At 70.5% G+C, this 22326-nt stretch carries 22 protein-coding genes; 12 read left to right on the top strand and 10 right to left on the bottom strand.

Annotation, left to right across the window (positions count from 1 at the left end; translation table 11 throughout):
* Positions 1-20: 20 nt before the first annotated feature.
* The 4 genes from ACFY3L_RS42525 to ACFY3L_RS42510 form a co-directional block, all read right to left on the bottom strand.
* On the bottom strand, positions 21-197 hold the full coding sequence (locus ACFY3L_RS42525; protein ID WP_389338288.1) for a hypothetical protein: 177 nt from the start codon (positions 195-197) through the stop codon (positions 21-23).
* A gap of 87 nt (positions 198-284) precedes the next feature.
* Positions 285-2087 (bottom strand): thiamine pyrophosphate-requiring protein, encoded by a 1803-nt coding sequence (locus tag ACFY3L_RS42520; RefSeq protein WP_389338285.1) that lies wholly within the window; start codon positions 2085-2087, stop codon positions 285-287.
* 49 nt (positions 2088-2136) lie between these two features.
* Positions 2137-2298, bottom strand: coding sequence for a hypothetical protein (locus tag ACFY3L_RS42515; RefSeq protein WP_389338282.1), 162 nt, complete (start codon positions 2296-2298; stop codon positions 2137-2139).
* A gap of 324 nt (positions 2299-2622) precedes the next feature.
* Positions 2623-3801, bottom strand: coding sequence for a TetR/AcrR family transcriptional regulator (locus ACFY3L_RS42510; protein ID WP_389338279.1), 1179 nt, complete (start codon positions 3799-3801; stop codon positions 2623-2625).
* A gap of 290 nt (positions 3802-4091) precedes the next feature.
* Between ACFY3L_RS42510 and ACFY3L_RS42505 the strand changes: the two genes are divergently transcribed.
* The 4 genes from ACFY3L_RS42505 (at position 4092) to ACFY3L_RS42490 (ending at position 8664) form a co-directional block, all read left to right on the top strand.
* Positions 4092-5279, top strand: coding sequence for an oxygenase MpaB family protein (locus tag ACFY3L_RS42505; RefSeq protein ID WP_389338276.1), 1188 nt, complete (start codon positions 4092-4094; stop codon positions 5277-5279).
* Positions 5280-5434: 155 nt separating this feature from the next.
* On the top strand, positions 5435-6787 hold the full coding sequence (locus ACFY3L_RS42500; protein ID WP_389338273.1) for a glutamine synthetase: 1353 nt from the start codon (positions 5435-5437) through the stop codon (positions 6785-6787).
* A 92-nt stretch (positions 6788-6879) separates the two neighbouring features.
* On the top strand, positions 6880-7851 hold the full coding sequence (locus ACFY3L_RS42495) for a helix-turn-helix domain-containing protein (RefSeq protein ID WP_389338270.1): 972 nt from the start codon (positions 6880-6882) through the stop codon (positions 7849-7851).
* Positions 7852-8175: 324 nt separating this feature from the next.
* Positions 8176-8664, top strand: a complete 489-nt coding sequence (locus ACFY3L_RS42490) for an SMI1/KNR4 family protein (protein WP_389338267.1) — start codon at positions 8176-8178, stop codon at positions 8662-8664.
* A 308-nt stretch (positions 8665-8972) separates the two neighbouring features.
* Here ACFY3L_RS42490 and ACFY3L_RS42485 read toward each other — a convergent pair whose 3' ends face one another.
* Positions 8973-9278, bottom strand: a complete 306-nt coding sequence (locus ACFY3L_RS42485) for a hypothetical protein (RefSeq protein ID WP_389338264.1) — start codon at positions 9276-9278, stop codon at positions 8973-8975.
* A gap of 89 nt (positions 9279-9367) precedes the next feature.
* On the opposite strand from ACFY3L_RS42485, the gene ACFY3L_RS42480 reads away from it, so the two are divergent.
* The 4 genes from ACFY3L_RS42480 to ACFY3L_RS42465 all read left to right on the top strand — a co-directional run bounded on the left by ACFY3L_RS42480 (position 9368) and on the right by ACFY3L_RS42465 (position 13299).
* Positions 9368-10015, top strand: a complete 648-nt coding sequence (locus ACFY3L_RS42480; RefSeq protein WP_389338261.1) for a LuxR C-terminal-related transcriptional regulator — start codon at positions 9368-9370, stop codon at positions 10013-10015.
* A 67-nt stretch (positions 10016-10082) separates the two neighbouring features.
* Complete coding sequence (locus ACFY3L_RS42475; RefSeq protein WP_389338258.1) at positions 10083-11216, top strand: DUF418 domain-containing protein; 1134 nt, start codon at positions 10083-10085, stop codon at positions 11214-11216.
* Positions 11213-12073 carry a sensor histidine kinase gene (locus ACFY3L_RS42470; RefSeq protein WP_389338255.1) on the top strand — a complete coding sequence of 287 codons (861 nt, stop codon included), beginning with the start codon at positions 11213-11215 and terminating at the stop codon, positions 12071-12073. Before ACFY3L_RS42475 ends, ACFY3L_RS42470 begins: the two co-directional genes overlap by 4 nt.
* A 746-nt stretch (positions 12074-12819) precedes the next feature.
* Positions 12820-13299: a hypothetical protein gene (locus tag ACFY3L_RS42465; protein WP_389338252.1), complete on the top strand. Its 480-nt coding sequence runs from the start codon at positions 12820-12822 to the stop codon at positions 13297-13299.
* A gap of 69 nt (positions 13300-13368) precedes the next feature.
* Here ACFY3L_RS42465 and ACFY3L_RS42460 read toward each other — a convergent pair whose 3' ends face one another.
* Both ACFY3L_RS42460 and ACFY3L_RS42455 read right to left on the bottom strand, forming a co-directional pair.
* Positions 13369-13785: a hypothetical protein gene (locus ACFY3L_RS42460; protein WP_389338249.1), complete on the bottom strand. Its 417-nt coding sequence runs from the start codon at positions 13783-13785 to the stop codon at positions 13369-13371.
* Positions 13786-13846: 61 nt separating this feature from the next.
* On the bottom strand, positions 13847-15061 hold the full coding sequence (locus tag ACFY3L_RS42455) for an HYR domain-containing protein (protein ID WP_389338246.1): 1215 nt from the start codon (positions 15059-15061) through the stop codon (positions 13847-13849).
* Between the two features lie 485 nt (positions 15062-15546).
* Between ACFY3L_RS42455 and ACFY3L_RS42450 the strand changes: the two genes are divergently transcribed.
* Positions 15547-15951, top strand: coding sequence for an NUDIX domain-containing protein (locus ACFY3L_RS42450; RefSeq protein ID WP_389338243.1), 405 nt, complete (start codon positions 15547-15549; stop codon positions 15949-15951).
* Positions 15952-16323: 372 nt separating this feature from the next.
* On the opposite strand, the gene ACFY3L_RS42445 is transcribed toward ACFY3L_RS42450, so the two are convergent.
* Complete coding sequence (locus ACFY3L_RS42445; RefSeq protein WP_389338240.1) at positions 16324-16743, bottom strand: hypothetical protein; 420 nt, start codon at positions 16741-16743, stop codon at positions 16324-16326.
* A gap of 216 nt (positions 16744-16959) precedes the next feature.
* Between ACFY3L_RS42445 and ACFY3L_RS42440 the strand changes: the two genes are divergently transcribed.
* Both ACFY3L_RS42440 and ACFY3L_RS42435 read left to right on the top strand, forming a co-directional pair.
* Positions 16960-17463, top strand: a complete 504-nt coding sequence (locus tag ACFY3L_RS42440) for a hypothetical protein (RefSeq protein ID WP_389338238.1) — start codon at positions 16960-16962, stop codon at positions 17461-17463.
* A 699-nt stretch (positions 17464-18162) separates the two neighbouring features.
* Positions 18163-19185 carry a hypothetical protein gene (locus ACFY3L_RS42435; protein WP_389338236.1) on the top strand — a complete coding sequence of 341 codons (1023 nt, stop codon included), beginning with the start codon at positions 18163-18165 and terminating at the stop codon, positions 19183-19185.
* On the opposite strand, the gene ACFY3L_RS42430 is transcribed toward ACFY3L_RS42435, so the two are convergent.
* Both ACFY3L_RS42430 and ACFY3L_RS42425 read right to left on the bottom strand, forming a co-directional pair.
* A complete protein-coding gene (locus ACFY3L_RS42430; RefSeq protein WP_389338233.1) occupies positions 19153-20571 on the bottom strand; it encodes an MFS transporter in 1419 nt (472 codons plus the stop codon). The genes ACFY3L_RS42435 and ACFY3L_RS42430 overlap by 33 nt on opposite strands.
* A 132-nt stretch (positions 20572-20703) precedes the next feature.
* Positions 20704-21975: a hypothetical protein gene (locus tag ACFY3L_RS42425; RefSeq protein ID WP_389338230.1), complete on the bottom strand. Its 1272-nt coding sequence runs from the start codon at positions 21973-21975 to the stop codon at positions 20704-20706.
* Positions 21976-22099: 124 nt separating this feature from the next.
* Between ACFY3L_RS42425 and ACFY3L_RS42420 the strand changes: the two genes are divergently transcribed.
* Positions 22100-22318, top strand: a complete 219-nt coding sequence (locus ACFY3L_RS42420; protein WP_389338227.1) for a hypothetical protein — start codon at positions 22100-22102, stop codon at positions 22316-22318.
* The last annotated feature ends 8 nt before the right edge of the window (positions 22319-22326 follow it).

Raw genomic sequence — 22326 nt, 5'->3', positions numbered from 1 at the left:
AGCCGGTCGGTCACGGCCGGTCACCGGGCTGCCAGCACCCGCCCGGCGCGCGCGCCGGCCGCGACTGTCCCGGCGGCTGCCAGCAGCAGCGGCACCGCCGCGGCGAGTGCCGCCTCGAGGTCGTTGACCGGGATCGGCCGCCGGCTCCGCGGCGCACCACCCGCCCGCGGCGCGGTGTAGACCGGTGCTTCAAGCACATTTCCACGCGTCCCGACCACCGTCGTGTCTCCCTTCGCCGGGCCACGGGAGGCGGAGACGCTCCCTCCCGCGGCGGCGGTGTCACGTCACTTCTGGTCGCGGCCGGGCAGAGCCTCGTAGAACTCGGTGAGCTTCTGCCGGGTGCCGCGCCGGGCGATGCCGGCCTTCTGCTCGTCCTTCATGAGCGCCTTCGCCGTATTCTTCGCCTGGTCGAACATCGTGTGCGGCGGGATCGGCGGGATCTCGCTGTCCACCTTGAACTCCACCAGCACCGGGCCCGGGCCGTTGAGCGCCTCGTCCCAGGCCTGGCCGACCTTGGCCGGTTCCTCGCAGTACACGCCGCGCAGGCCGAGCAGTTCGGCGTAGCGGGCGTAGGGCACGTCCGGGATGTGCTGCGAGCCGTGGAACCTGGGGTCTCCCGATTCCGCCCGCTGCTCCCAGGTCACCTGGTTGAGGTCCTGGTTGTTGAACACGGCGAAGACCAGCGGCGGGGAGCCGCCGAGCCGGTCGAGGTAGCGCTTGCAGGTGATCATCTCGTTCATGCCGTTCATCTGGAAGGCGCCGTCGCCCACGAACGCGATCACCGGCCGATCGGGGTGGGCGAGCTTCGCCGCGATGGCGTACGGCACGCCCGGCCCCATGGTCGCCAGCGTGCCCGACAGCGACGCCCGCATCCCCTCGCGGACGGCGATGTGCCGCGCCCACCAGTTGGTCGACGATCCGGAGTCGGCCGTGAGGATGCAGCGCTCCGGCAGCCGCGGGGAGAGCTCGCGGGCAACGGCCTGCGGGTTGATCTGCCCGGAGAAGTGCTGTCCGGCGCGGTCTTCGAGAATGCGGCTCCACTCGCGCACGTTGCGCTCGATCTTCTCCCGCCACGAGCGGTCGGACTTGCGGCGCAGCATGGGGTTCAGGGCCCGCAGCGTCTCCTTCGAGTCGCCGACGAGGTTGGCCTGCACGGGGAAGCGCATCCCGATCAGCTTGCCGTCGATGTTGATCTCGACGCCCTTGGCGCTGCCCTCCGACGGCAGCCACTCCCCGTAGGGGAAGCTGGTGCCGATCATGAACAGCACGTCGCAGTGCATCATCATCTCGTCGCTGGGCTTGGAGCCGAGCAGCCCGATCGGCCCGGTGACGAAGGGCAGCGTGTCCGGCACCACGTCGCGGCCGAGCAGTGCCTTGGCCACGCCCGCCCCGAGCAGCTCGGCGGCCTCGATCACCTCGGGCGTGGCATCGGCGGCGCCCTGGCCGACGAGCATCGCGACCCGGCCGCCCTGGTTGAGGATGTCCGCCGCCTTGCGCAGCTCACGCTCGTCCGGCAGCACCCTGGGCCGGCTCCAGCCGACGCCGCTGAAGACCGCGCCGTGCTCCTTCGGCGGTGACGGCTCGGCCGGCGACTCCTGGACGTCCTCCGGGATGATGATCGTGGAGACGGCGCGCTCGGTGAGCGCGACCTTGAACGCGCGGTCGATGACCGAGCGCGCCTGCACCGGGGTCATCACGACCTGGGTGTACTCGGCGACGTCGGAGAACAGAATCTCCAGCCGGATCTCCTGCTGATAGTGCGCGCCCAGCGACATGCGCTTCTGCTGCCCCACGATCGCGACGACGGGCTGGTGGTCCATCTTGGCGTCGTACAGGCCGTTGAGCAGGTGTACGGCGCCCGGCCCCGAGGTCGCCATGCAACAACCCACCTCGCCGGTGAACTTGGCGTGCGCGCAGGCCATGAAGGCGCCCATCTCCTCATGCCGGGGCTGGATGAACTCCGGGTCGTTGCCGGCCCGGTCGAACGCCCCGAGCATGCCGTTGATGCCGTCACCCGGATACGCGAAGACCCGATGCACGCCCCATTGCCGCAACCGGTCGAGTACGAAGTCGGAAACCTGTGGCATCGTTGCTCCATCCATGCCGTCGTTGTTGGCCTGGCGGCGCCACCCCTCCTCAATGGGCCTTGTGTCGCACTGCGCCTCGTCCGATGAGGTACGCGGCCAGCACGCATGAGGCCAGCAGGGCTGTGCGCGGGGACAGCAGCCGGGTCTTCGCCCTGCTCAGGCCCGTCTTGGGGTCGGCCACCGCTCCGGCCGCGGTACTGATGGCGTCCATGACGCGCTCCTTGGCCTGCAACAATTCCGATCACCACCCGGTGAACCACTCGCGCGTGAACGGCCTGCCTACCCCCTGGCACCCGGGGTGAAACGGCACCGGCACGGCGCGACCGGGTACGGTTCGCCGATGACGCCAGCGTCGCCGCCGGTGCCGGCCGGCACGCTCCCGGGGAGCCGGCGAGCACCTTGTCCCGGTCGAGGTCCAGCGCTTCGGCGACCGGCCGTTCGCCGTCGACGATCGCCCCCGGTACGTCTCCGACCACTTCGGCCTGACCGCGCTGCTCACGATCGGTGCTTGAAGCGGGTCCCGCGACGGGGCCGGTCAACCGGCGGCATCCCGGATGCCCAGAGCGCTCATGAGCAGGGCGGCGACGGCGTCACGGTGCTCCGGGGTGTCCTGCCACCGCAGCCTGCGTCCGGCCTCGACCACCACGCCGAAGCCGGCGTGGATCAGCACCCGGGCCTGGCGTGAGTCGAGCTCCGGACGCGCCGAGCGCAGTTGCTGCTCCCACACGGCGATGTGTTCACGCTGCGCGACGACCAGCGGCCGTTGCAGGCCGGCCGGCAAGCCGGCGAGCTCGGCGTTGGCGACGCTGGTGAGTGCGGTGTGCTCGAAGCTGTACGCCACGTAGGTCGCGGTCAGCGCGACCACCGCCTCGTGCGGGTCGGACACCCCGCGAAGGTTCTGTTCCACCGCCTGGGCCAGCAGTCCCGCCGCCTGCAGGCACGCCGCTGCCAGGATGTCGGCCTTGCCGGGGAAGTACCGGTAGATCGCCGACGGAACCAGCCCGACGGCCTCGGCGATCCTGCCGTTCGTGACATTGGCGAAGCCGTCCCGTTCGAACAGCGGGATGGCGGCCGCGAGAATCTCCGAGCGCCGGGTGCGTGCCACGGGCTGGGCGGGCAGGTCGACGAGGCGCGCGATGCCGGTGGCCGCCGCCGGGTCGGTCGCGGCCACCCGCAGGGCCGACGCGACCAGCAGTTCTTCGACCCGGCGCTGCGCGATCGACGTGTGGTGCATCGTGATCGACCCGATCGCGCCGAGGGCCGCCACGGCTCGCAGGTGCTCGCCGGGTAGCGGGTGCTCGCGCCGTACCGCGTCGGCCACCCGGGCGACGACGTGCGCGAACTTCGTCCTGAGCGCCTGCCGGTCGCCACGTTCGAGGTAGCGGGCCTCCCATCGGTACACCCCACCCGACGCGCGGTGGGCGACGGTGACCCGGGCGGCGGCGGTGAGGACGTCCGCCAGGGAGACTTCGGCGGGCACCTCGTCGAGCGCGGCGACGAGCCGGTCCGCCATGACGTTCGCGCACTCGGCGAACAGCGCGTACTTGTTCGGGAAGTGCCGGTAGAGGGCGGCCGCGGTGATGCCCATGCTGGCGGCGATCTCCTCCATGGACGCCGCGTGGTAGCCCCGTTCGCTGAACATCCGGCCGGCCGCTTCGACGATGAGCTGCTTGCGGTTGCGTGGCCGGACGGCCGCGGTCGACTCGGTGGTCACAGCGGCAGCCGACCAGGGGTGTGCGGGAGCCCGCCGGACGCACCGGTCAGGTGTCCACACCGCGGCGGCACGGCGACTTCCCATGGCATGTCGCCGATCCTGACACACGACCGGGCGCCGGCCCCTCCAACGTGGCGGAGATCCACCGTGGAGACGCCCTTGCCGACCGGCGGATTGTTTCGTATGTTAACGGAGAATCACACATCGACTGGCGTCAGGCCGTCGCTGTTACCTCCTGCTCAACCCCTGCATGAGCAGCGCCCATGCCTTCCCGGAAGCGGGGTAAGTAAATGAGCAATCTCAATCGACGGAGCGTCCTCTCCCTCGGCGTCGCGCTCGGCCTGGTGAGCGCGGTAGGTGCTGTCCCCGCCGCGGCAGCACCCGCCGCCGCGGGCACCGACCCGTGGTGGGTCTGGGACGACGAAGTCGACCAGCTGGTCGCCGGGCTGATCGACAACGGCCAGGTGCCGGCGGTCAACACCGCGATGCGGTCCTGGGTGAACAACAACGACACAGTGCCCAGCGGCCTGCCGGCCAACCTGCGCACCTACCTGCAGCAGGCCAACACGCTGCCCTCCTGGGCCGACCGCACCAAGCTGCGTCTCGCCGCCGACTTCAACCGGCGCAAGGACACCTACCTGTTCATGCTCTACGGCCTCGGCAGCGGCATCATGAGCACGGTGATCCCGCGCGAGGCCAAGTCGGTCTACTGGTCCGCGGGCGGCGCCAACATGCAGGACCGCGCGGCCAAGACGTTCACCTTCGGCTACGACCTGAGCGAACTGACCGCGTTCGAGCCCAATGGCCAGTTCGTGGTCACCGCCAACAAGACACGCCTGGTGCACGCCGCAGTACGTCATCTGCTGCCGCAGTCGCCGCAGTGGCGGGCGGTCGCCAACGAGCCGGGCGGGATCCCGATCAGCAACGGCGACATCCTGGTCACCTTCCACAGCCTCGGCACCTTCGTGCACAAGAAGCTGAAGGAATGGAAGGTCCGGATGACGGCCGCGGAGGAGGCCGCCTTCCTGCACCAGTGGCAGGTCGCCATGCACCTGCTCGGCGTGCGCGACGAGTTCATCCCGCAGACGTGGACCGCCGCATACGCACAGTCGGCGTCGGCGCTCACCCCGATCCTCGCCCCCACACAGGAGGGCAAGGAACTGGCCGAGGACCTGCTCGGGCTGACCGCGCAGATCGACCTGGGCGTCACCCGCGGCTTCCTCAACGAATTCGTCCGCTACGTGCTCAGCAACGAGATCGGCGACTGGCTGCACCTGCCACGCGACTACGCGGCGGCGACCCTCATCCGCACCGCGTGGCCCACCTACATCGCGTTCCGGGAAGGGCTGATCCCGATCGCGCCCGCCAGCTTCTACATGTTCGACCAGTTCATCCGGGCGTTGGCGATGCTGTTCCTCAACAAGGGCGCCTCCGGGACGACCACGCTCATCACGATCCCCACCGGCAACCGGCCCTGATTCGACGAGCCGGGAGGGGAAGCCCTCCCGGCTCCCGCAGAGGCCCGGGCGTTGCTCACCAGGGCCGGTGAGCGCTACTCCGGTTCAGCGGGCCCGGTGCGGGTAGGTGCACCGCTCCCCTGACGACTCGCCTGACGACGAGATGGAGTCCGGGCGTGACCGAGCTTCTGGACATGGCCGTTCAGCAGGCCGGCCGGATCGCCGCCGAGCTGGCCTCCCGCGACGTGCACGCGGTCGCCCTCACCTGGGTCGACAACGCCGGCGTCACCCGCGTGAAGACGGTGCCGGTCCGCCGGCTCGCCCACGCGGCCGGCTGGGGCGTCGGCATGTCGCCGGTCTTCGACGTGTTCCTCGTCGACGACTCGGTCACCAGCAGCGAACACGTCGGCGGGCCGGCCGGGGACCTGCGGCTGTTCCCCGACCTTGACCGCGCCACCGTCCTGGCCGCACAACCGCACTGGGCCTGGGCGCCGGCCGACCGGCGGACCCAGGACGGCGAGCCGTGGCCGTGCTGCCAGCGGACGCTGGCCCGCACCACCGTCGCCCGCGCCGCCGCGACCGGCCTCGAGCTGCGGATGGCGTTCGAGGTGGAGTGGTACCTCGCCACCGCCGACGGCAGCCCGGCCGCGACCGGCCCCGCTTACGGGATGACCCGCGTCGTCGAGGTGGCGGCCTATCTCGACGAACTGTTCCAGGCCCTCGACGCGCAGAACGTGCCCGTCGAGCAGATCCACCCGGAGTACTCGCCGGGCCAGTTCGAGGTGTCCGTCGCCGCCGCCGACCCGGTCCTCGCCGCCGACCGCACGGTGCTGGTCCGCCAGACCGTCCGGGCCGTGTCCCAGCGGCACGGCCTCCGGGTGTCGTTCGCCCCCGTCGTCACCGCCGGCCAGGTCGGCAACGGCCACCACCTGCACGTCTCGGCCCGCCGCGACGGGCAGGCACTGTTCAGCGGGGGCGACGGGCCGCACGGGCTGCGCCCGGCGGGCGAGGCCGCCGTGGCCGCGCTCCTGCGGCGGCTGCCGGCGCTCGCCGCGATCGCCTCCCCCGGCGTCGCCAGCCGGCTCCGGCTGCAGCCGCAGCGCTGGGCCGCGCCGTTCCGCTGCTGGGGTTACGAGAACCGGGAGGCCGCCCTGCGGCTGATCACCGGCAGCCCCGGCGAACGCGACCGGGCCGCCAACGTCGAGGTCAAGTGCTGCGACGGCGCCGCCAACCCGTACCTCGTCGTCGCCGCCGTGACCGAGATCGTCGCCGCCTCGTCCGGGTACGACCTGCCGCTGCCCGCCGAGGTGCCGGGCGACCCGGCGCTGCTGCCCGAGGACCGCCGCCCCGAACGGCTGCCGGAGACCGCCGTCGCCGCCGTGACCGCGCTGCGCGCCGACGACCTGCTGACCGGCCTGCTCGGGCCGCCGCTGCTGGAGGCGTACTGCGCGGTCCAGCTCACCGAGGCCGACCGGTTCGCCTGTGCCAGCCCAGAAGAGATCGTCGAGGCGACCCGATGGAGGTACTGACCGACGGGCACTGGATATGATCACGACCGGCGAAGACTGCTCACGTCGCGGGTTCGGCTCGCCGGACGGTCCGTTTCGGGGGTGCAGGCGAAGTGCTGGCGACGCAGGCAGTAGACCTGTCGCAGCTTCCACCCGCGCAGCGCTTCGACTACTGGTCGGAGCTCGTGGCCAGGGAGGTCGCACCGAACCGGATCCGCAGCACGCACGCGCACGACTTCGACGCCCACATGCAGCTGACGAGTCTTGGCAACCTCACCCTCACCTCGCTTCGATTCCCATCGCTGACCACGCAGCGGACAGCTCGGCTGATCCGGCAGTCCGATCCGGAGCAGTACCACCTGGCGTTGCTGACCGCAGGCGTCGGCACGGTCGAGCAGGACCGCCGGGAGACCGCGATCCGGCCGGGCGACTTCACCCTGCTGACCAGCTCCCGCCCGTACGAGGCATCCCACGGCAGCCCATCGGGCCGGCACGAACCCGTGAGCTCCGTCGTGGCCGTCATCCCGCACACGCTGCTGCCCATTCCACACGACAAGGTGAGCCGGCTGTTCGGGACTCCCCTGCCGTCGGACGGCGGGATGGGCATCCTGCTGGCCCGGTACCTGCGGCACATCAGCGCACACCCTGAGCAGTACAACCCGTCCGACGCGCTGTTCCTCGGCAACACCGCGCTCGACCTGATCGCCGCGATGCTCGCGCAGCAGCTCGATGCCACGAGCTCCCTGCCGGGCGACGTCCAGCAGGTCATGCTGCGCGCTCGCATCGACGCGTTCATCGACGCCAACCTCGGGGATCCGGACCTGAGCCAGCAGACGATCGCCGTGGCGCACAACATCTCGGTCAGCACGCTGAAGCGACTCTTCCGCGCGGACCAGACCTCGGTCGGCGAGCTGATCCGCACGCGCCGCCTGCAGCGCTGCCGGCAGGACCTGGCCAACCCCGCCCTGCGCGGCCGCCCCGTCTACGCCATCGGCGCCCGCTGGGGCTTCCCCGACAAAGCCCATTTCAGCCGGGTGTTCCGCGCGAAGTACGGGATGTCACCCAACGAGTACCGCCAGCAGTAGCCGACCTGCGTTCCTCGCCCCCGGGTGAATGCGTCCCGGGGACGACGAACGTCAGGCTGGGCTGTCACTGGCTCGCAGGCGTCCTGCCGATCCAGCGGCCGTCGGCAGCGCGGAGCGATGAGTGGCACCTGCCGCCTCACCGCAACCCCCCGTTTCGCTGCCTCGTCACATTCCGCCCTTGATCACGATGACCGGAGACCAGTCTGTGGGCCGAGGCCGCACCGGACGTTGCCTGTCCGGATCACGTCGTTGTCGGCGCGGGTCAGGAGTCGAACGACCGTGTCCGTCCGCGCGACGCTCGCCGGCCGGCGCTACGGTGACCGCGTGGATCTCACGGAGTTCGACGCCCTGGCCGAGCCGCTGCTGCGAGAGTCGGCCGAATCGGTGGCGAGGTGGGGCTTCGCGCTGATCGAGGGGCGCACCAGCACTCCGGAGGAGATCGCGCGCGCCGAGGACCGGATGGGCGTGACCTTCCCGGACAAGTACAAGGCATTCATGACGCGCCACGGCGGTGGCCAGTTCGGCTTCGTCGAGCTGCTCCCACTCGTCGACCCGGACCGGCCAGGTGAGAACGACGTCTGGACGGAGAACAACACATGGTTTCCTGACCGTGACTTTGTCGCCGTCGCGGAGGTGGGCACGGGTGACTACTGGGGTTTCCCGGTGGCCGATGGGCGCTGCCGCGAGCAGATCTGGTTCCACTTCCACGACGGCTACGAACGGGAGCTCGTGGCCGCGGACTTCCTGGAGTTCATCGCCGAATACGCGCTGAAGAGTCCCAGCGACCGGGCACTGGAACGCCGCAGCCAGTGAGCCATTCCGCGCAACGTGTTGATCACTGGTTGTCATCATGTGGTGCGGGCGTGGTCGGTGTGGAGCGGGACCCGCTGTCAGCGAGTCGCGCCCACTGCCCTCTGACAGGCGGTGGGCGCGACTTCTGCTGCCCTGGGGCTGAGAATTATGCCTTTACGGGGCTCCCCGCACCGGTGATCCGCCACCCGGAGCCGAATGCGGTGCAGTAGGCGTACGACCAGCGGTTGTCGTTGGTGGTCGCGCCCCGCGCCGTCTTGGTGGTCGTGCCGTTCGTGCAATTCACCCTCGCGTAGTACGCGAAAGTGACGTCACAGCGGGCACCGTAGGTCCTGCCGTCCGGCCACCTGCCGCGCCTCGGTCGCGACCCTGACGAGCGGTACCGTCGCATCACCCAGCAGCAGGTCCGGCTCGTCGACGTGACGCTTCGGGTTCGGCTCGAACCGCACCGGGTCCAGCTTCGCGCTGTTGATCGCGTCGCGGCCGGTCGCGAGGTGCCCGTCGGCCATGGCGTACACGGCGGAGGGCAGCAGCGGCCGCGTCTTGCCGTCGGGCCAGCGCAGGATGGCCACGGTGTTGGACGTCCCGTAGTCGACCGCCAGCGCGAACAGGCTCACCACGGTGACCCTACGCGACGACGTCCAGCCCGACCCGCGCCGAGGCCGGGGTCGGCGGCGGGGCCGGTCGGCACGGTACGGTGTTGCGCGTGCGAGTCGTGGTGGCGGAGGACCTGGCCCTGCTGCGCGACGGGCTGATCCGGCTGCTGCAGGCGCACGGCTTCGAGGTCGTGTCCGCCGTCGGCACCGGGCCCGACCTGCAACGGGCCCTCATCGAGCAACGCCCCGACGTGGCCGTGGTCGACGTGCGGCTCCCGCCGACGCTCACCGACGAGGGCCTGCGCGCCGCCCTCGCCGCCCGCGCCGAGGTGCCCGGGCTGCCGGTGCTCGTGCTGTCGCAGTACGTCGAGCGCCTCTACGCCCGCGAGCTGCTCGCCGACGGCCGCGGCGGCATCGGGTACCTGCTGAAGGACCGCGTCTCCGACGTCGACGAGTTCGTGGCCGCGGTCCGGCGGGTCGCGGCCGGCGGCACCGCGCTGGACCCGACCGTGGTCGCCCGGCTCCTCGACAGCCGCGAGCGCACCCTCCCGCTGGGCCGGCTCACCGCCCGCGAGCGCGAGGTCCTCGCGCACATGGCCCAGGGCCGCTCCAACGCGGCGATCGGCGCCGCGCTGTACATCACCGAGAAGGCCGTCGCGAAGCACACGAACAACATCTTCGCCAAGCTGGACCTGCAGGCCTCGGAGGACGACAACCGCCGGGTGCTCGCCGTGCTGGCTTACCTGGAACAGGGGTAGTAGTACCCCCACCGGCCGGGTCGCACTGTCCTCGATTCCGGACCGCGCGAGGACGAGGCTCATGGGCATGACCCAGACAGTTCTCGAAGCCGGGCCCGTCAAGCGGTCCGAGCGGGCGCTCGCCCCCGACCTCGCCCGCGGCGCCATGCTGCTGTTCATCGCCCTCGCCAACGCGGCCAACTTCGCCTTCGCCGGGCAGCCCGGCCTCGACCCGCACCCGACGGGGCTGGCCCGGGTCGTCAACTTCGTCATGGCCACCTTCGTCGACAGCCGCGCGTACCCGGTCTTCGCCGTCATGTTCGGCTACGGCCTCGTGCAGCTGGCCCGGCGCAACGCCGACCGGGTGCTGCTGCGCCGCAACGCGCTGCTGGTGGGCTTCGGGGCCGTGCACGCGACGCTGCTGTACTTCGGCGACTTCCTCGGCGCCTACGGCATCGTCGGCATCGTGGCGACCCTGCTGCTGGTGCGCCGCGGCGACCGCTTCCACCGGGCGATCCTCTGGCTCTGGGGGTTGCAGACGGTGTACGCGCTCGTCTTCTCGGCCATCGCGCTCGCCGGCGCCCACAGCGGGACGGCCGGCATCACGAACACCCCGAACCCGTCACTCGCCGCCCCGACCTACCTGCGGTCGATGGCCGACCGGGTCGCCGAGTGGCCCGTGCACACCTCCACCGTGCTGCCCTTCATCGTCATCGTCTGGCTCGGCATCTGGGCCGCGCGCCGGCGGGTGCTCGAGGACCCGGCGGCCCACCGCACCCTGCTGCGCCGCACCGCGGTCGTCTCGCTCGGCATCTCGACGCTGGGCGCGCTGCCCTACGCGCTCATGTGCGCCGACGTGCTGCACGCCGCACCCGGTACCGTCGAGGCCATGGCCCGGATGCACGCGATCACCGGCGAGTACGGCGGCCCCGGCTACGTGGCCCTCTTCGGCCTCGTCGCGCTGCGGCTGGCCGGCCGCGCCCCGCGCGCCCTGGAGCCCGTGGTGGCGCTCGGGCAGCGGTCGCTGAGCGGGTACCTGTTCCAGTCGCTGTGCTGGGTCGCGCTGTTCAGCCCCTTCGCCCTGCACCTGGGGGGAACCTGGCCCGCCGCCGGGTGCGCGGTCGCCGTGTGGGCGGTGTCGTGCCTGGGCGCGAAGGCCCTCGCCGACCGCGGCCACCGCGGCCCGGCCGAGACCCTGCTGCGGAAGTTCGCCTACCGATGACCCGGACCGTCGCCTGGACCCGCCTGGCCGCCGACCTCCGGGTCGCGGCCGGGCGCCGGCCGTTGCGCACCGCCGGGACGGCCTGTGTCGTGGTGGCGGCCGCGGACCTGGCGGTGTGGGTGCTCACCGGCGGCGGGTACTTCTGGCCGGCCTGGACCATGCTCGGCCTGGCCCTGCTGTTCGGCGCCGTCGCCTGGGTGCACCGGCGGGAGGCGGCGCTGGCCGGCCGGGTGAGCGCCCTGACCCGCTCCCGCCGCGGCGCGGTGGACCGGCAGGCGGCCGAGCTCAAGCGGGTCGAGCGCGACCTGCACGACGGCGCCCAGGCCCGGCTCGTCTCCCTGTCGCTGACGCTGGGCCTGGCCGGCAGCCTGGTCCGCCTCGACCCGGACGGCGCCGCCAAGCTCATGGAGGAGGCCCGCACGACCGCGGTCGCGGCCCTGGACGACCTGCGCGCGGTGATGCACAGCATCCACCCGGCGGTGCTGGCCGACCGCGGCCTGCGCGACGCGACCAGGGCCCTGGCCCTGAACCTGGCCGTGCCGGTCACGGTGACCGGCGACGCCCCGGGGGAGCTGTCCGCGGCGGCGGAGACGGCCGCCTACTTCGCCGTGTCGGAGTGCCTGGCGAACGTGGTGAAGCACAGCGACGCGACGGCCGCGACCGTGACCTTCGCGGCGACCCCGGCGGCCCTGCGCATCACCGTGGAGGACGACGGCCGCGGCGGCGCCGACCTGGCGGCCGGCACGGGCCTGCGCGGCATCGCGGACCGCCTGGACGCGGTGGACGGCACCCTGCGCCTGCACAGCCCGCCGGGCGGCCCGACCACGGCCACGATCACCGTCCCACTGGACCGCTGAGTCCCGGCCCCTGAGCCCGGCCGGAACTCGGCGGGCGACCGGCGTGGCCGTGACGGCGACGAGCCGCACCCCGGCCGCGGCGCGGCAGTTCGCGGCCAGGTGCTCGTGCAGCTCGCGCAGCGTGGTGCAGACCGGCGTGACCATCTCTAACGTACTGAGCCGGAACTCGCGCCGGCTGCGCTCGCGGGCCTGCGGCGCCAGCGCGGCCCGCGCCTCGGCCAACCGGATCATCGAGACCACCGCTCGCTGCGCCAACACCTTCGCACTCGGGTCAACCAGCGACTACGACCCCGACCCGACTCCGCATCGCCGAAACCTGCCCCCGGGCAACAGCACACACCACCGCGCTCACCCGCCTCGCCGCCCTGCCACAGCCGATCACCTGAATCCAGCACCACAACCGATGAGCGGAGCCGGGTCCAGTGGCGTCTACTCAGGACGCCGTTCGTGCGTCACGCGTGCGGGCGCCCCGTGAGCCGCCTCTTACTGCCACCGGTTCGGTCCCAAGACCTCGGGCGCCCCGGCCGGGCACCTGTTGTCGGGACGCGCCACATCGTCCCACATGAGGCACCCGGACGGGCCCACAACCGTCGCTCCGACCACGGCGCCGAGCACCGCAGGCAACCGAGGACCACTCGGCATCGCCCGTGGTGCGCGGGGCGACGCCGGCCCAGGCGATGCATCCATGATCATGCAAATCTTGAGATCGACACGGGGAGACACACGCGATGCGTATGCGCAGGATCATGTCGGCACTGACCCTTGCCTTCGCGACAGGGCTGAGCGCGGCGTGCGGGAGTGGCGCCGACGAGACGGCGAAAAGCGCTGCTCCGGCGAGCACCGGGGCGGCGACCACCGCGGCGGCGAGCCCGTCGGTCGACGTGAAGGCCGACACGGAGCGGATCTGCAAGAACGTCATCGCGGCCTTCGACAAGGAGAAGATGCAGCTGGTCGAGCTGCTGGTGAAGTTGGCGACCGAGGAGGACAAGGCCGCTCAGGACAAGGCGAAGGCCGACGCCGCGGCGCTGATCGAGCGGCTCAGGACCGTCGTGGACAAGGAGACCGCGAACGCGGCCGACCCGAAGGTGAAGACCGCGCTGCAGGCGCTCGTCGTCACCTTCGGCAAGATGCTCACCCCGGAGGCCATGGCCGACCCGGACCTCGAGAAGAAGATGGACGCGGCGATGGCCGAGGCGTCCGCCTACTGCCCGGGTCTCAACCCGTAGCGCGGAGTGGTCGCCCGGCGGGAGGGCTGCGGCCGATCGATGGCGGATCGATGATCGGCACGGACCGGTTCAATGCCTCCGGTCACGCGATCGATCGGTCACAGCGTGTCCTCGGTCGACGTAGAAGTTCCGTTTGGGGCCTCCGACCGGAATCGGGTCCGGCGCCGTGTCGCCGTGCATCTGCCGCAGCCGCGCGCTCCACTTCTTGGTGACTTCCTCTGGGCGCTGATGGCCGCTCTCGAGACGGGTGCCGCTGCTGTCGGTGACCTCGGCGGCTCCTCCGTTCACCCAGACGGCGATGTTCGCGATGCCGGCCGCCTCGTCATCGTCCTCGAGGCGGTCGACGGTGAAGGGCGCGTCGTCGCCGTCGTGGTCGGAGCGGATGTGGACCGTCTCACCCGGTTTCAGCCAGCGGTCCTCCCCCAACGGCTCCAACCAGAGCACCAGCCACCCGTCGGAGTCGTTGCGCAGGTCCATGATCGCCACGAGTACACCGTAGTCTCGGCCGCGCCGGCACCACAGCCGCGTAGTGGTGCCGGCGCACTGGTCACGGCTTCGGCGGCACGTAGCAGGTGGCTGCCGTGGAAGCGTTGTCGGATGCGTCGACGGCCACGATCTGCGCGTCACCGCGGAGCCGGACCTTGTAGTCCACCTCGCCGGTGCCGGGCTTGACCTCCGGTTTGCCGCCCGGCGCCTGGGTGAGCTTGATCGTCGTGCCGCTGATGTACGGGCCGAAGTGCACCGACGGGTCGCCGGTGTCGCGGATGTACAGCTTCGCGTCCGGGTCGACGAGGTCCTTCCCGCCGATCACGTAGAAGCCGTCAGGGTTGTTCGACTTCGGCGGGTTGCCGGCGGGGTTGCCGCCCGGCTTGCAGGTCACCGACGGGGCGGTGGTGTCCACGGCCCGCATCGTGGCGGTGTCCTGGCCGACGTTGCCGCCGCCGTCCTCGGCGGTACAGGTCACCTTCGTGTCACCGATCGGGAAGAGGCTGCCCGACGGCGGCTCGCAGACCGGCACCAGGTTGCCGTCGAGGTCGTCGGTGGCATCGGCCGGATAGTCGATCACCGCGCCGTCCGGGCCGGTCGCCTCCACGGTCTTGTCCTCGACGGTCACCACGGGCGGCTCGTCCTCGAGGACGTGGACGGTGATGTGCTGGACGAAGTCCGGGCCGGCCGGCGCGCCGCCGAGCCGGAACTGCACCGAGCCCTCCAGGGTGGCACCCTCGGCGGCGTCGGCGGCGACGTCGACGGACTCGACGAACCCGGCGGCTTCGCCGCTGGGCACCGTGACCTCGTCCGCGTCGAAGGAGACGCTCAGTGCCGGGTCGCACGCCAGAACCTCGGGTGTGACCGTCACGTCGAGCTGCTGCAGCCCTGACAGGATGGCCGCCGACACCTGCTCGGGCGACGGGCTGAGCAGCTGGCCGCCGGTGGCGGTCACCAGGTCGCCGGCCTGGTCCAGCGCGTCCAGGCTGGAGGCGAGCCCGGTCTGCACGTCCACCCCCACGACGCGGGCGCCGATGTCCTGCAACGCGTTCTCGGCATCGTCGTTGCTGTGCCCGTTGCTCGGATCGTGGCTCGGCGCGTCGCCGGTCAGCACCACGACGGGGCTGCTGTCGTCCCGGAAGTCGAAGCCTGCCACCTCGACCAGAGCGTTGACCCAGTCCTCGGACACGTCATCGCTCCCGCCGGTGGCGAGCCCGTCGACGGCGCCGATGACCTTGCCGGCGTCGCCGGTGAGGGTCCGGTGCACCTTGAACATCTCGGGTCCGTCGGTCTGGTCACGGTAGGACGCCACCGCGAAGTGCGCCTCCGCGTACAACTGAACGTGGCCGGCTGGTCGGCGATCGCGGTGCTGTGTCTGGCCGGCGCAGGAATCGGTTACGGCGTGAGTCGCCTGTTCGATCTGCCGGTCGGACCCTGCCTGGCCGGAGGTGCCGTGGCGGTACTGGCCGGCCTGCTCATCCTGGATCGCCGGCGGTGGGCCCGACTCCGTGACCGCGGTGCAGCCGCCCGCTGAACGCCACGCCGCTGAACCATCCCTCGGCAGTGCCCGGATCGCCGCTGCTTGTGCGCGCCCCACGCCCAGCTGAGCCGTCACCGCCACACCCGGGGCACAGAAGCGTGCGCCCGTCAGGCTTTGCGGGCGTCCGTCAACTGGGGTGACCGGGGCCCTCGGCGAAGGCCACGTACAGTGCCGGCCCGATGGGGAACGACACAGAGATGGTCATGCCACAATCCTCAGCCATGCACGAGATCGTCACCGCGGCGCTGGTTCGCGAAGGTCGAGTCCTGCTCGTCCACCGAAGTCCGAACCGCCGCGCCTACCCTGACGTGTGGGATCTGCCCGGCGGACACGTCGAGCCAGGCGAGACAGAACTGGCTGCGCTCACCAGGGAGATCCATGAGGAACTGGGCGTGCGGATAGCAACAGACTCGGCGGTCCATCTGTGTCGGCTGGAGGCAGGCCACGGAGAGGAGTCCGTGTGCTTCAGCGCCTGGCTTGTCGGCGAGTGGGAGGGGACACCGACAAACGTCGCTCCCGATGAACATGACGAGATCCGTTGGTTCCGTCCTGAGGAGGTGCCTCCGCTCGCCCACGAACTTCTGGGCCCGGTGGTGGTGGAAGCGATGCGGGATACCCACACCTGAACGTCAACGCGCCGTCATCGGCGATCGGAGTACGCCGCCCTGTTCTCCGACGACGAGCGTGACCTCGCGCGTCGCCGGCTCGAGGCCTACGGCTTCGATGTCGACCGCTATCTCCGAGACCCCGGCTTTCAGATCTGACACCGGCCACCGTCGGCTCCCGGGATATCACCGTGGACCCGGTAATGGCGGCCCACGAACGCCCGAGGCGCAGGTTGCACGGCGGCGGGCCACAGCGCCCGGCCGGCGGCAGATCCGCGCACGTGACCATGGCGTGCGACGTCAACTTCCCGGAAGAGCGGTGCGGAATCCGCACCACCGGCGTGGGCCGTCGGGCGATCGAGGACGGCTGCGCAGCCCCAGGCTGAGGCGTAATCACTCCCGGCCGGCGAGCGATAGGGCGATGTCCAGCTCGTGCTGCTTGGCCGGGGATAGGACGCCAATCTTCTCGAGCAGGAACTCCACGCTGGCAGTCGTCTCCCAGGTGCAGAAGATCCTTCCGTCCTCGGGCAGCGCCACGCGAACCACGCCGTTCTCTCCCAGGCCCTCCTCGGCTCCGAAAAAGACCTCGATGCCGATGGCGCGTGCGCCCGGCCCGGCCTCCTCTACGATCCGGCGTCGCTCGTCGACATCGACCGCCTGCTCGCCAGACATCAGGACGAAACCGAGCTTCTGCGACGGAGTGGCGGGTTCGACGATCTGCATGGCCAGGAATTCCGGCCCCGTGCCCCCCGAGAGCAGCACGACGGGCCGCTTTTCGTCGATCTGAGCCCACCAAAGTTCACCGCGCTCCACATGCCCTCCTCGCATCCGGTTCTTATCAGCATCGCCCCGAAATGAGATCACCAATATCAGGCGCGTTCGGGTGCGCGCACATCAGCAGGACAGGAAGTTCTGGCCTCGCCGCGCTGGTCGCTCGCTGTGACGTGCACGGATCGGCCGCGGCGCACCAACGGCGGCAGATGAGGATGCCGTCGTTCGGTGAAGCCGGTCTGTGCGAGGATCGACGGCGTGTTTGAGCACCACGTGCCGCCCGTGGTCCGAGAGGTGCTGGTCGACGAGGATGCCGTGTCGATCGATCCGGCGCTGCCTGCGTTCCTGGCGCCGCCAGGGGACGCGCCCGCGTACCACGGGTTTCCGGTCATCGCAGAGTCCGAGGTCGGCGGGTGGCGGCTCGGCATGATCACCGGTTTCGGGGTCGAGGGCGACGGATACGTCATCGCACCCGACGACGGGCGTGCTGGGCTGGTCTGGACGGCCGAGGGCGCGGGGTACTTCCTAGCCGGGCATCCGCAGTTCTGCGACGAAGAATGCGGGCCGGACGAGTACACGTGGGGTGTGTTCTCGGTGGGCGTGAGATTGCCGCTGCGCGGCCCCGGCGACGCGCGTGCCTACCTGGCGGCGCTGGTGCCGCTGCTGCACCCGTTCTGGGCGGCGCGCCCAGTGGAAGCCGGTCAGCTCGGCCCGGCGTCCGACCCTCAATCGAATGGGCAGCAGGCGGGGAAGCAGCCGTAGCCCTGCAGCGGCCGCGACATCCTCGAGATACGCCGGACGCTCCAATCGATGCGCCGTCCAGCCATGATCATGTGTGTCGCATCCGCAGTTCTGAGCGCCGGCTTCTGCCACCACGTACGAGTCGTCGCCGAGGTAGGAGTAGCCGCGCGGGCCGTCGACGTAGAAGAGCAGGTTTTCGCGTTCGTCGTAGGGCACCTCGGAGATGGATGTCTTCCGGATTGCCACGACCGTCTCCCTGACCTGGCGCCTTCCACTGCGCGAAGATCACGCCCGGTCATCGGCGGCCGCCAGCTCGGCCTCGATCCATGATCGGGCGATCGCTCATCGGCATGTCCGCGAACTGCCATGACGGCCGCTGTAACGCTCCGCCGCGATCGGATCGCGGCATGACAGTGCACGTGATCTTGTTGTTGTTCGCCGTTGTGTCGGTTGAGGACATGCGCTCGCCGCGTCGGCGCTAGCGTTCGGGCTGTCGATGTGGCTGCTGCCGTTGCCGCCGATCCTGCTGTTCGCGTGGCGACGGTCGCGTTCGGCTACGCGACGGCCCGCCACCGTCCAACCGGTGGACTCGTAGCCCTCGCTGATAAGCCCAGCTTATCGAAAGCATGGGACCCGGTATTGGACGAACCGACGCGATCATCCGCACCCTCGTCACATGAGTCGCGCGTTCACGCTGCTGCACGTAAGGGGAGGGCTCGCATGACCGCCTGGTCGGGCTGGGGCCGACTGCCGCTGTTCCTCGCCGCGGTACCGCTGGTGCTGTTGTTCGCCGTTTCGGACGCCAACGACCACGATTGGCGGGTCGGGGCTCGTGCCGCGATGATCGGCGCGCTCGTGATCACCGGGCTGAACCTTGCGATCGCGGCTGGCCTCAACGGCGGCGAGGCCGGCAAGTGGCGTGTGGATCATCGTGTGGACGGCACAGCGATCCAGAGTTTCACGCCGGTGTTCCTCAGCATGGCAGGCGCAGCCGGGGCCGCTTGGACCGCGCAGTGGATCACCTGGCCGGTGGCGATCCTGCTGTACTTCGCGGGCACTGTCGCCTACTTCATGGTGCCGAGGTGGCGGGAGCGTCCCGTACGCGCCGCCGTCATCGCGCGACGCAGGGCCTTTGCGGAGGCGAAGGGCTGGCGTTTCGCACGAACCGTTGCGGATCTGACGAAACGCTGGGACTTCGGCCCGTTCGCGGTGGCGAACACCTTCGCGGAGGCCATGAACAGGCCCACGGCGAAGCTGCGCGGTCACTATGCCGGAGTGTCCGGCTCGATCGATGGGTTCGCGTTCACCATCGTCGACGCCTTCCGGCCGGAGCCGTCGGCGGTGTTCCCGGCTTGGAGCCGCAAACCGGTCACCGTCTGCGCCGTACACCTCAGCCACAGCTTGCCCAACATTCGCGTCGGGATCGTCCCGGGCCGCACACGCGGCCGCATCAAGGTGATGGTCGACTGCCTCTCGCCAGCCTACGCCGAGGCGATCGTCAACGACGCGGCGGTCAATGCGATGGTGGAGTGGAGCCTCGACTCGTTCGAGATTCAGGGCTGCGACCTGCTGACCGTGCTGCCGTCGTTGACGTTCGCCACGGACGAGGACAGCGAGGAGGACAATGTGGCCGTCGTCGAGAGCCTCATCGCTGTCATGTCGTGCACTGACGCCGATCTGAACGCGTGGCGGTCAGGCACCGTGCGTCCGCTACCGATACCGCACGACGCCGGACGCAGCTGAGTAGGCACTCGCCCGGCGTCCACGCATCTTGACGTCGGCGTTGTCATCTGTCGATGTCAAGGGCAGCCGGGCTGCGGCGATGACGCCAACGATCGCTACGACAGCCAGGACCGCGAACACTACGCTGAAGGCCAGCGTCGGAGACGATCCCAGGCCGGACAAGACCGCACCCGTGACCGCAACGCCCGTCACCGCCGCCACCTGCCGGACGGCGGTGAACATTCCCGAGGCTGCGCCGGCCGCCGCTGCGTCCACAGACGCCATCGCGGCAACCGACAGCGGCGACCAGGCCACGGCATTCGCGACACCGAGTACCGCAGCCCCGAGCGCCATCCACCACGGGTCGACTTCGAGGACGACCACAAGTCCGATCAGGAACAGACTTGCCGCGAGCAGCACCATCCCCAGGGTCGCCGGGCGGCGTGGTCCCACACGGTCCACCCACCGCCCCGCGGCGGGGGACAACACGGCCGCCACCACAGCGTCCGGGGCCATCACCAAGGCTGCCCCCATCGGCCCAAGGCCCCTCACCTCCTGCAGGTACAGCATCGCCGGTAGCGCCATCGCGATGAAGGCCGTGCCCAGAGCCGCCATCGCAACGCTCGCCGCCCGGTATCCGGCCGAGCGGTACAGCCCCAATGGCGCCAGGGCCGCAGGGCCCATCCGCCGCTCGTGGAGCGCGAAGACGATCAGCAGCGCTACGGCGACGGCGACAGCGGCAACGATCGCGGGTGCCGAGATGTCACGCCAGGCGAGTAGCACCCAGACCAGAGCACCAAGTCCAGCCGTGCTCGTGACGGCCCCCAGCGGGTCAAGCTGCGCGGCCGTACCTCGGCTGCCGGGAATCCACCGCAGCCCCATGAGCAGTGCGACTCCGCAGAGCGGAACATTGACCCAGAAGATCCACCGCCAATCGAGGGCCGCTGTCAACAGGCCCCCGAGGACCGGACCGAGGAGTGCGCCGGCTGCCGCGACAGAGCCCCACGCACCGAGCGCTCGCCCGCGCTCATCGGCGTCGAACAGGCGGCGAATCAGCGTGAGCGGTTGAGGAGCCATCGCGGCCGCCGCAAGACCCTGCACAGCCCGGAACAGAACGAGCCAGCCAACCGACGGCGCCAGCCCGCACAACGCCGAGGCCACCGCAAAGCCCGCCATCCCGACCAGGAACACGCGCTTGGGGTCGTACCGATCGCCGAGCCTCCCGGCGACGAGCAACGGGACCGAGAAGGCCAGCAGATACCCGGCCGTCACCCAGAACAGCCCGGACACGTCCGGCTTGAGATCAGTCTGGATGCTCGGGCTCGCGACCGCCACGATCGTCGTATCGAGCAAGATGACGAAGAACCCCGCAAGCAGAGCCGCAAGTCCCGCCCACCTGTTCGCCAAGATGATCCACCGTTCTACGCAGCGTTTCCTCGGGCATCCACCATGCAGCGGCGACTCCACCCTTCCATCCACACCGGGGGTAGGCGAGGCACGCCGGCCGATCAGGGTTTGATTCGCGGGAGACGCGGATGTTCAGCAGGTCAGGCGCTGCCCCTGGAGGGCGAGGGCTTCGCGCAGGTCGTCGGTGGCCGTGGCGTAATCGCCGGTGGCGAGGTGGCCCATGGCTTGGTCAGTCAGTGCTCGGACCAGTCGCCTGGTGGTTTCAGGGCCGGGCGCGGTGCGGTGGAGTTCGCGCTCGAGGTCGACGCTTCGGGCGAGCGTCAGGGTCATCTCGTCGTGGACCTGCTGGGGCAGGTCGAAGAGTACCGAGGCGCGGATGGCACGGCGGCGGATCAGGGTGCCGAGCTCGGCGAGCCGGTCCGTGTCGTGCGGGAGGCGATCGGCATAGGCCGCGATTGCTCCGTCGATGTCGAGGAGGCCTGCCTGGTACGCCTCTCGGAGGCTGAAGGACCAATGGTGCAAGCTCAGGCCGGCGACTGGTTGCAAGCGCGCGTGCGCCTCGACGCCGACCGGGGTCGGTCGGCCGGCTCGGGGCCGCTCGTCCCGGGTGCCGGATCGGGCGAAAAGCGCCCCTTGGACAGCCCGGCGGAACTGGTAGTTGCCGCCGCCTCCGGCGGAGGGTAGTTGCTCGCAGGCGGCGACGGATTCCCGCAGGAGTTCGTGCGCGGTCGTCGGGTGGCCGGTCTCTGCGAACCAGACCGACGACCCCGCCGTCCAGATCGCCAGGATCGGCAGCCACGCGGGATCGGCTTCTGCCTCGTGGCGTTGCTGTGCGAGGGCCGCGCGCTCGATCTCCAGGCTCGCGTCGGTCTCACCGGCCAGGTCGAGATAGATGGCCAGATCCAGCAGTGCCCACATGACCGAGGTCGGCTGGTCAGGGCCGTTCCGCGGTCCGGCCGCACGGTAGCTGTCGACAACCTCACGTTGCACGGTGACGGCCTGCGCGAACTGTCCCGCCTCGGCAAGGCCGGACGCGAGATCCATGAGTACCTTCGTGTCGAGATCTTTCGGTTGTGGGCTGGCCTGCCGGGCGTACGCCGCAGCTTGGTGCCGTGCGGCCAAGGCGCGCTCGTCGGCGTGGACACCCGAGTACAGCTGGGCCAGCGAGGCGAACGCCCGCGACGCGCTGGCGAGATGCGCCGCGGCTCCATCGGCCGCCAGGACCCGCCAGAGGTCGGCGGCCTCCTCGAAGTACGGAAGGGATTGCGTCGGTCGTTCGCGTCGAACCTGCCATCCGAACCTCATCAGGCAGCGAGCCAGCTCGGGAACGCCAACAGCCGGGTCGAGCCCGGCCAGCTTCCGAGAATCCGCAATCATGTCCTCGGTGACCCGCTCAGTCCTCATCGAGGCCTTCCGTGTCGCTCGGCGAGTGCGATCGACAACGATACCCGCGCACTGCGTGTGGCTGAGCCATGCCCGCACCCGCTCGGCGTCCGGGTATCTACAGGGCGAAATCACATCGAACGCTGTGGACCTGGCGGCGGCCCAGGAGATCGATTCGACGCTGGATGAGTGGGCGTGGGAGCTGTCAGGTCAAGTGCCTGCTCCCGCCGAGCCCCGACCGGATGAAGCCGACCGGCAGGTGCGCGACTATGTCAAGGACGTCATCCGTGACCGTGCAGCAGCCGAGCGCGAGCTTGAACGCCTCAAGGGGTACAAGTCCGCACTCACGGAACAGGCACCGTGACGGCCAGA

This window comes from Dactylosporangium sp. NPDC000521 (genome assembly GCF_042898305.1).
Taxonomy (GTDB): domain Bacteria; phylum Actinomycetota; class Actinomycetes; order Mycobacteriales; family Micromonosporaceae; genus Dactylosporangium.
Note: the sequence above shows the minus strand (reverse complement) of the source record. Positions and strands in the feature narration are given on the sequence as shown.

Excerpts from the sequence above, each read along its gene's own strand:
- ACFY3L_RS42515 (WP_389338282.1), bottom strand. The coding sequence starts at position 2,298 with ATGGACGCCATCAGTACCGCGGCCGGAGCGGTGGCCGACCCCAAGACG.
- ACFY3L_RS42425 (WP_389338230.1), bottom strand. The coding sequence starts at position 21,975 with ATGAGGACTGAGCGGGTCACCGAGGACATGATTGCGGATTCTCGGAAG.
- ACFY3L_RS42465 (WP_389338252.1), top strand. The coding sequence starts at position 12,820 with ATGTCGGCACTGACCCTTGCCTTCGCGACAGGGCTGAGCGCGGCGTGC.
- ACFY3L_RS42475 (WP_389338258.1), top strand. The coding sequence starts at position 10,083 with ATGACCCAGACAGTTCTCGAAGCCGGGCCCGTCAAGCGGTCCGAGCGG.
- ACFY3L_RS42455 (WP_389338246.1), bottom strand. The coding sequence starts at position 15,061 with ATGTTCAAGGTGCACCGGACCCTCACCGGCGACGCCGGCAAGGTCATC.
- ACFY3L_RS42435 (WP_389338236.1), top strand. The coding sequence starts at position 18,163 with ATGACCGCCTGGTCGGGCTGGGGCCGACTGCCGCTGTTCCTCGCCGCG.
- ACFY3L_RS42470 (WP_389338255.1), top strand. The coding sequence starts at position 11,213 with ATGACCCGGACCGTCGCCTGGACCCGCCTGGCCGCCGACCTCCGGGTC.
- ACFY3L_RS42450 (WP_389338243.1), top strand. The coding sequence starts at position 15,547 with ATGCACGAGATCGTCACCGCGGCGCTGGTTCGCGAAGGTCGAGTCCTG.
- ACFY3L_RS42505 (WP_389338276.1), top strand. The coding sequence starts at position 4,092 with ATGAGCAATCTCAATCGACGGAGCGTCCTCTCCCTCGGCGTCGCGCTC.
- ACFY3L_RS42520 (WP_389338285.1), bottom strand. The coding sequence starts at position 2,087 with ATGCCACAGGTTTCCGACTTCGTACTCGACCGGTTGCGGCAATGGGGC.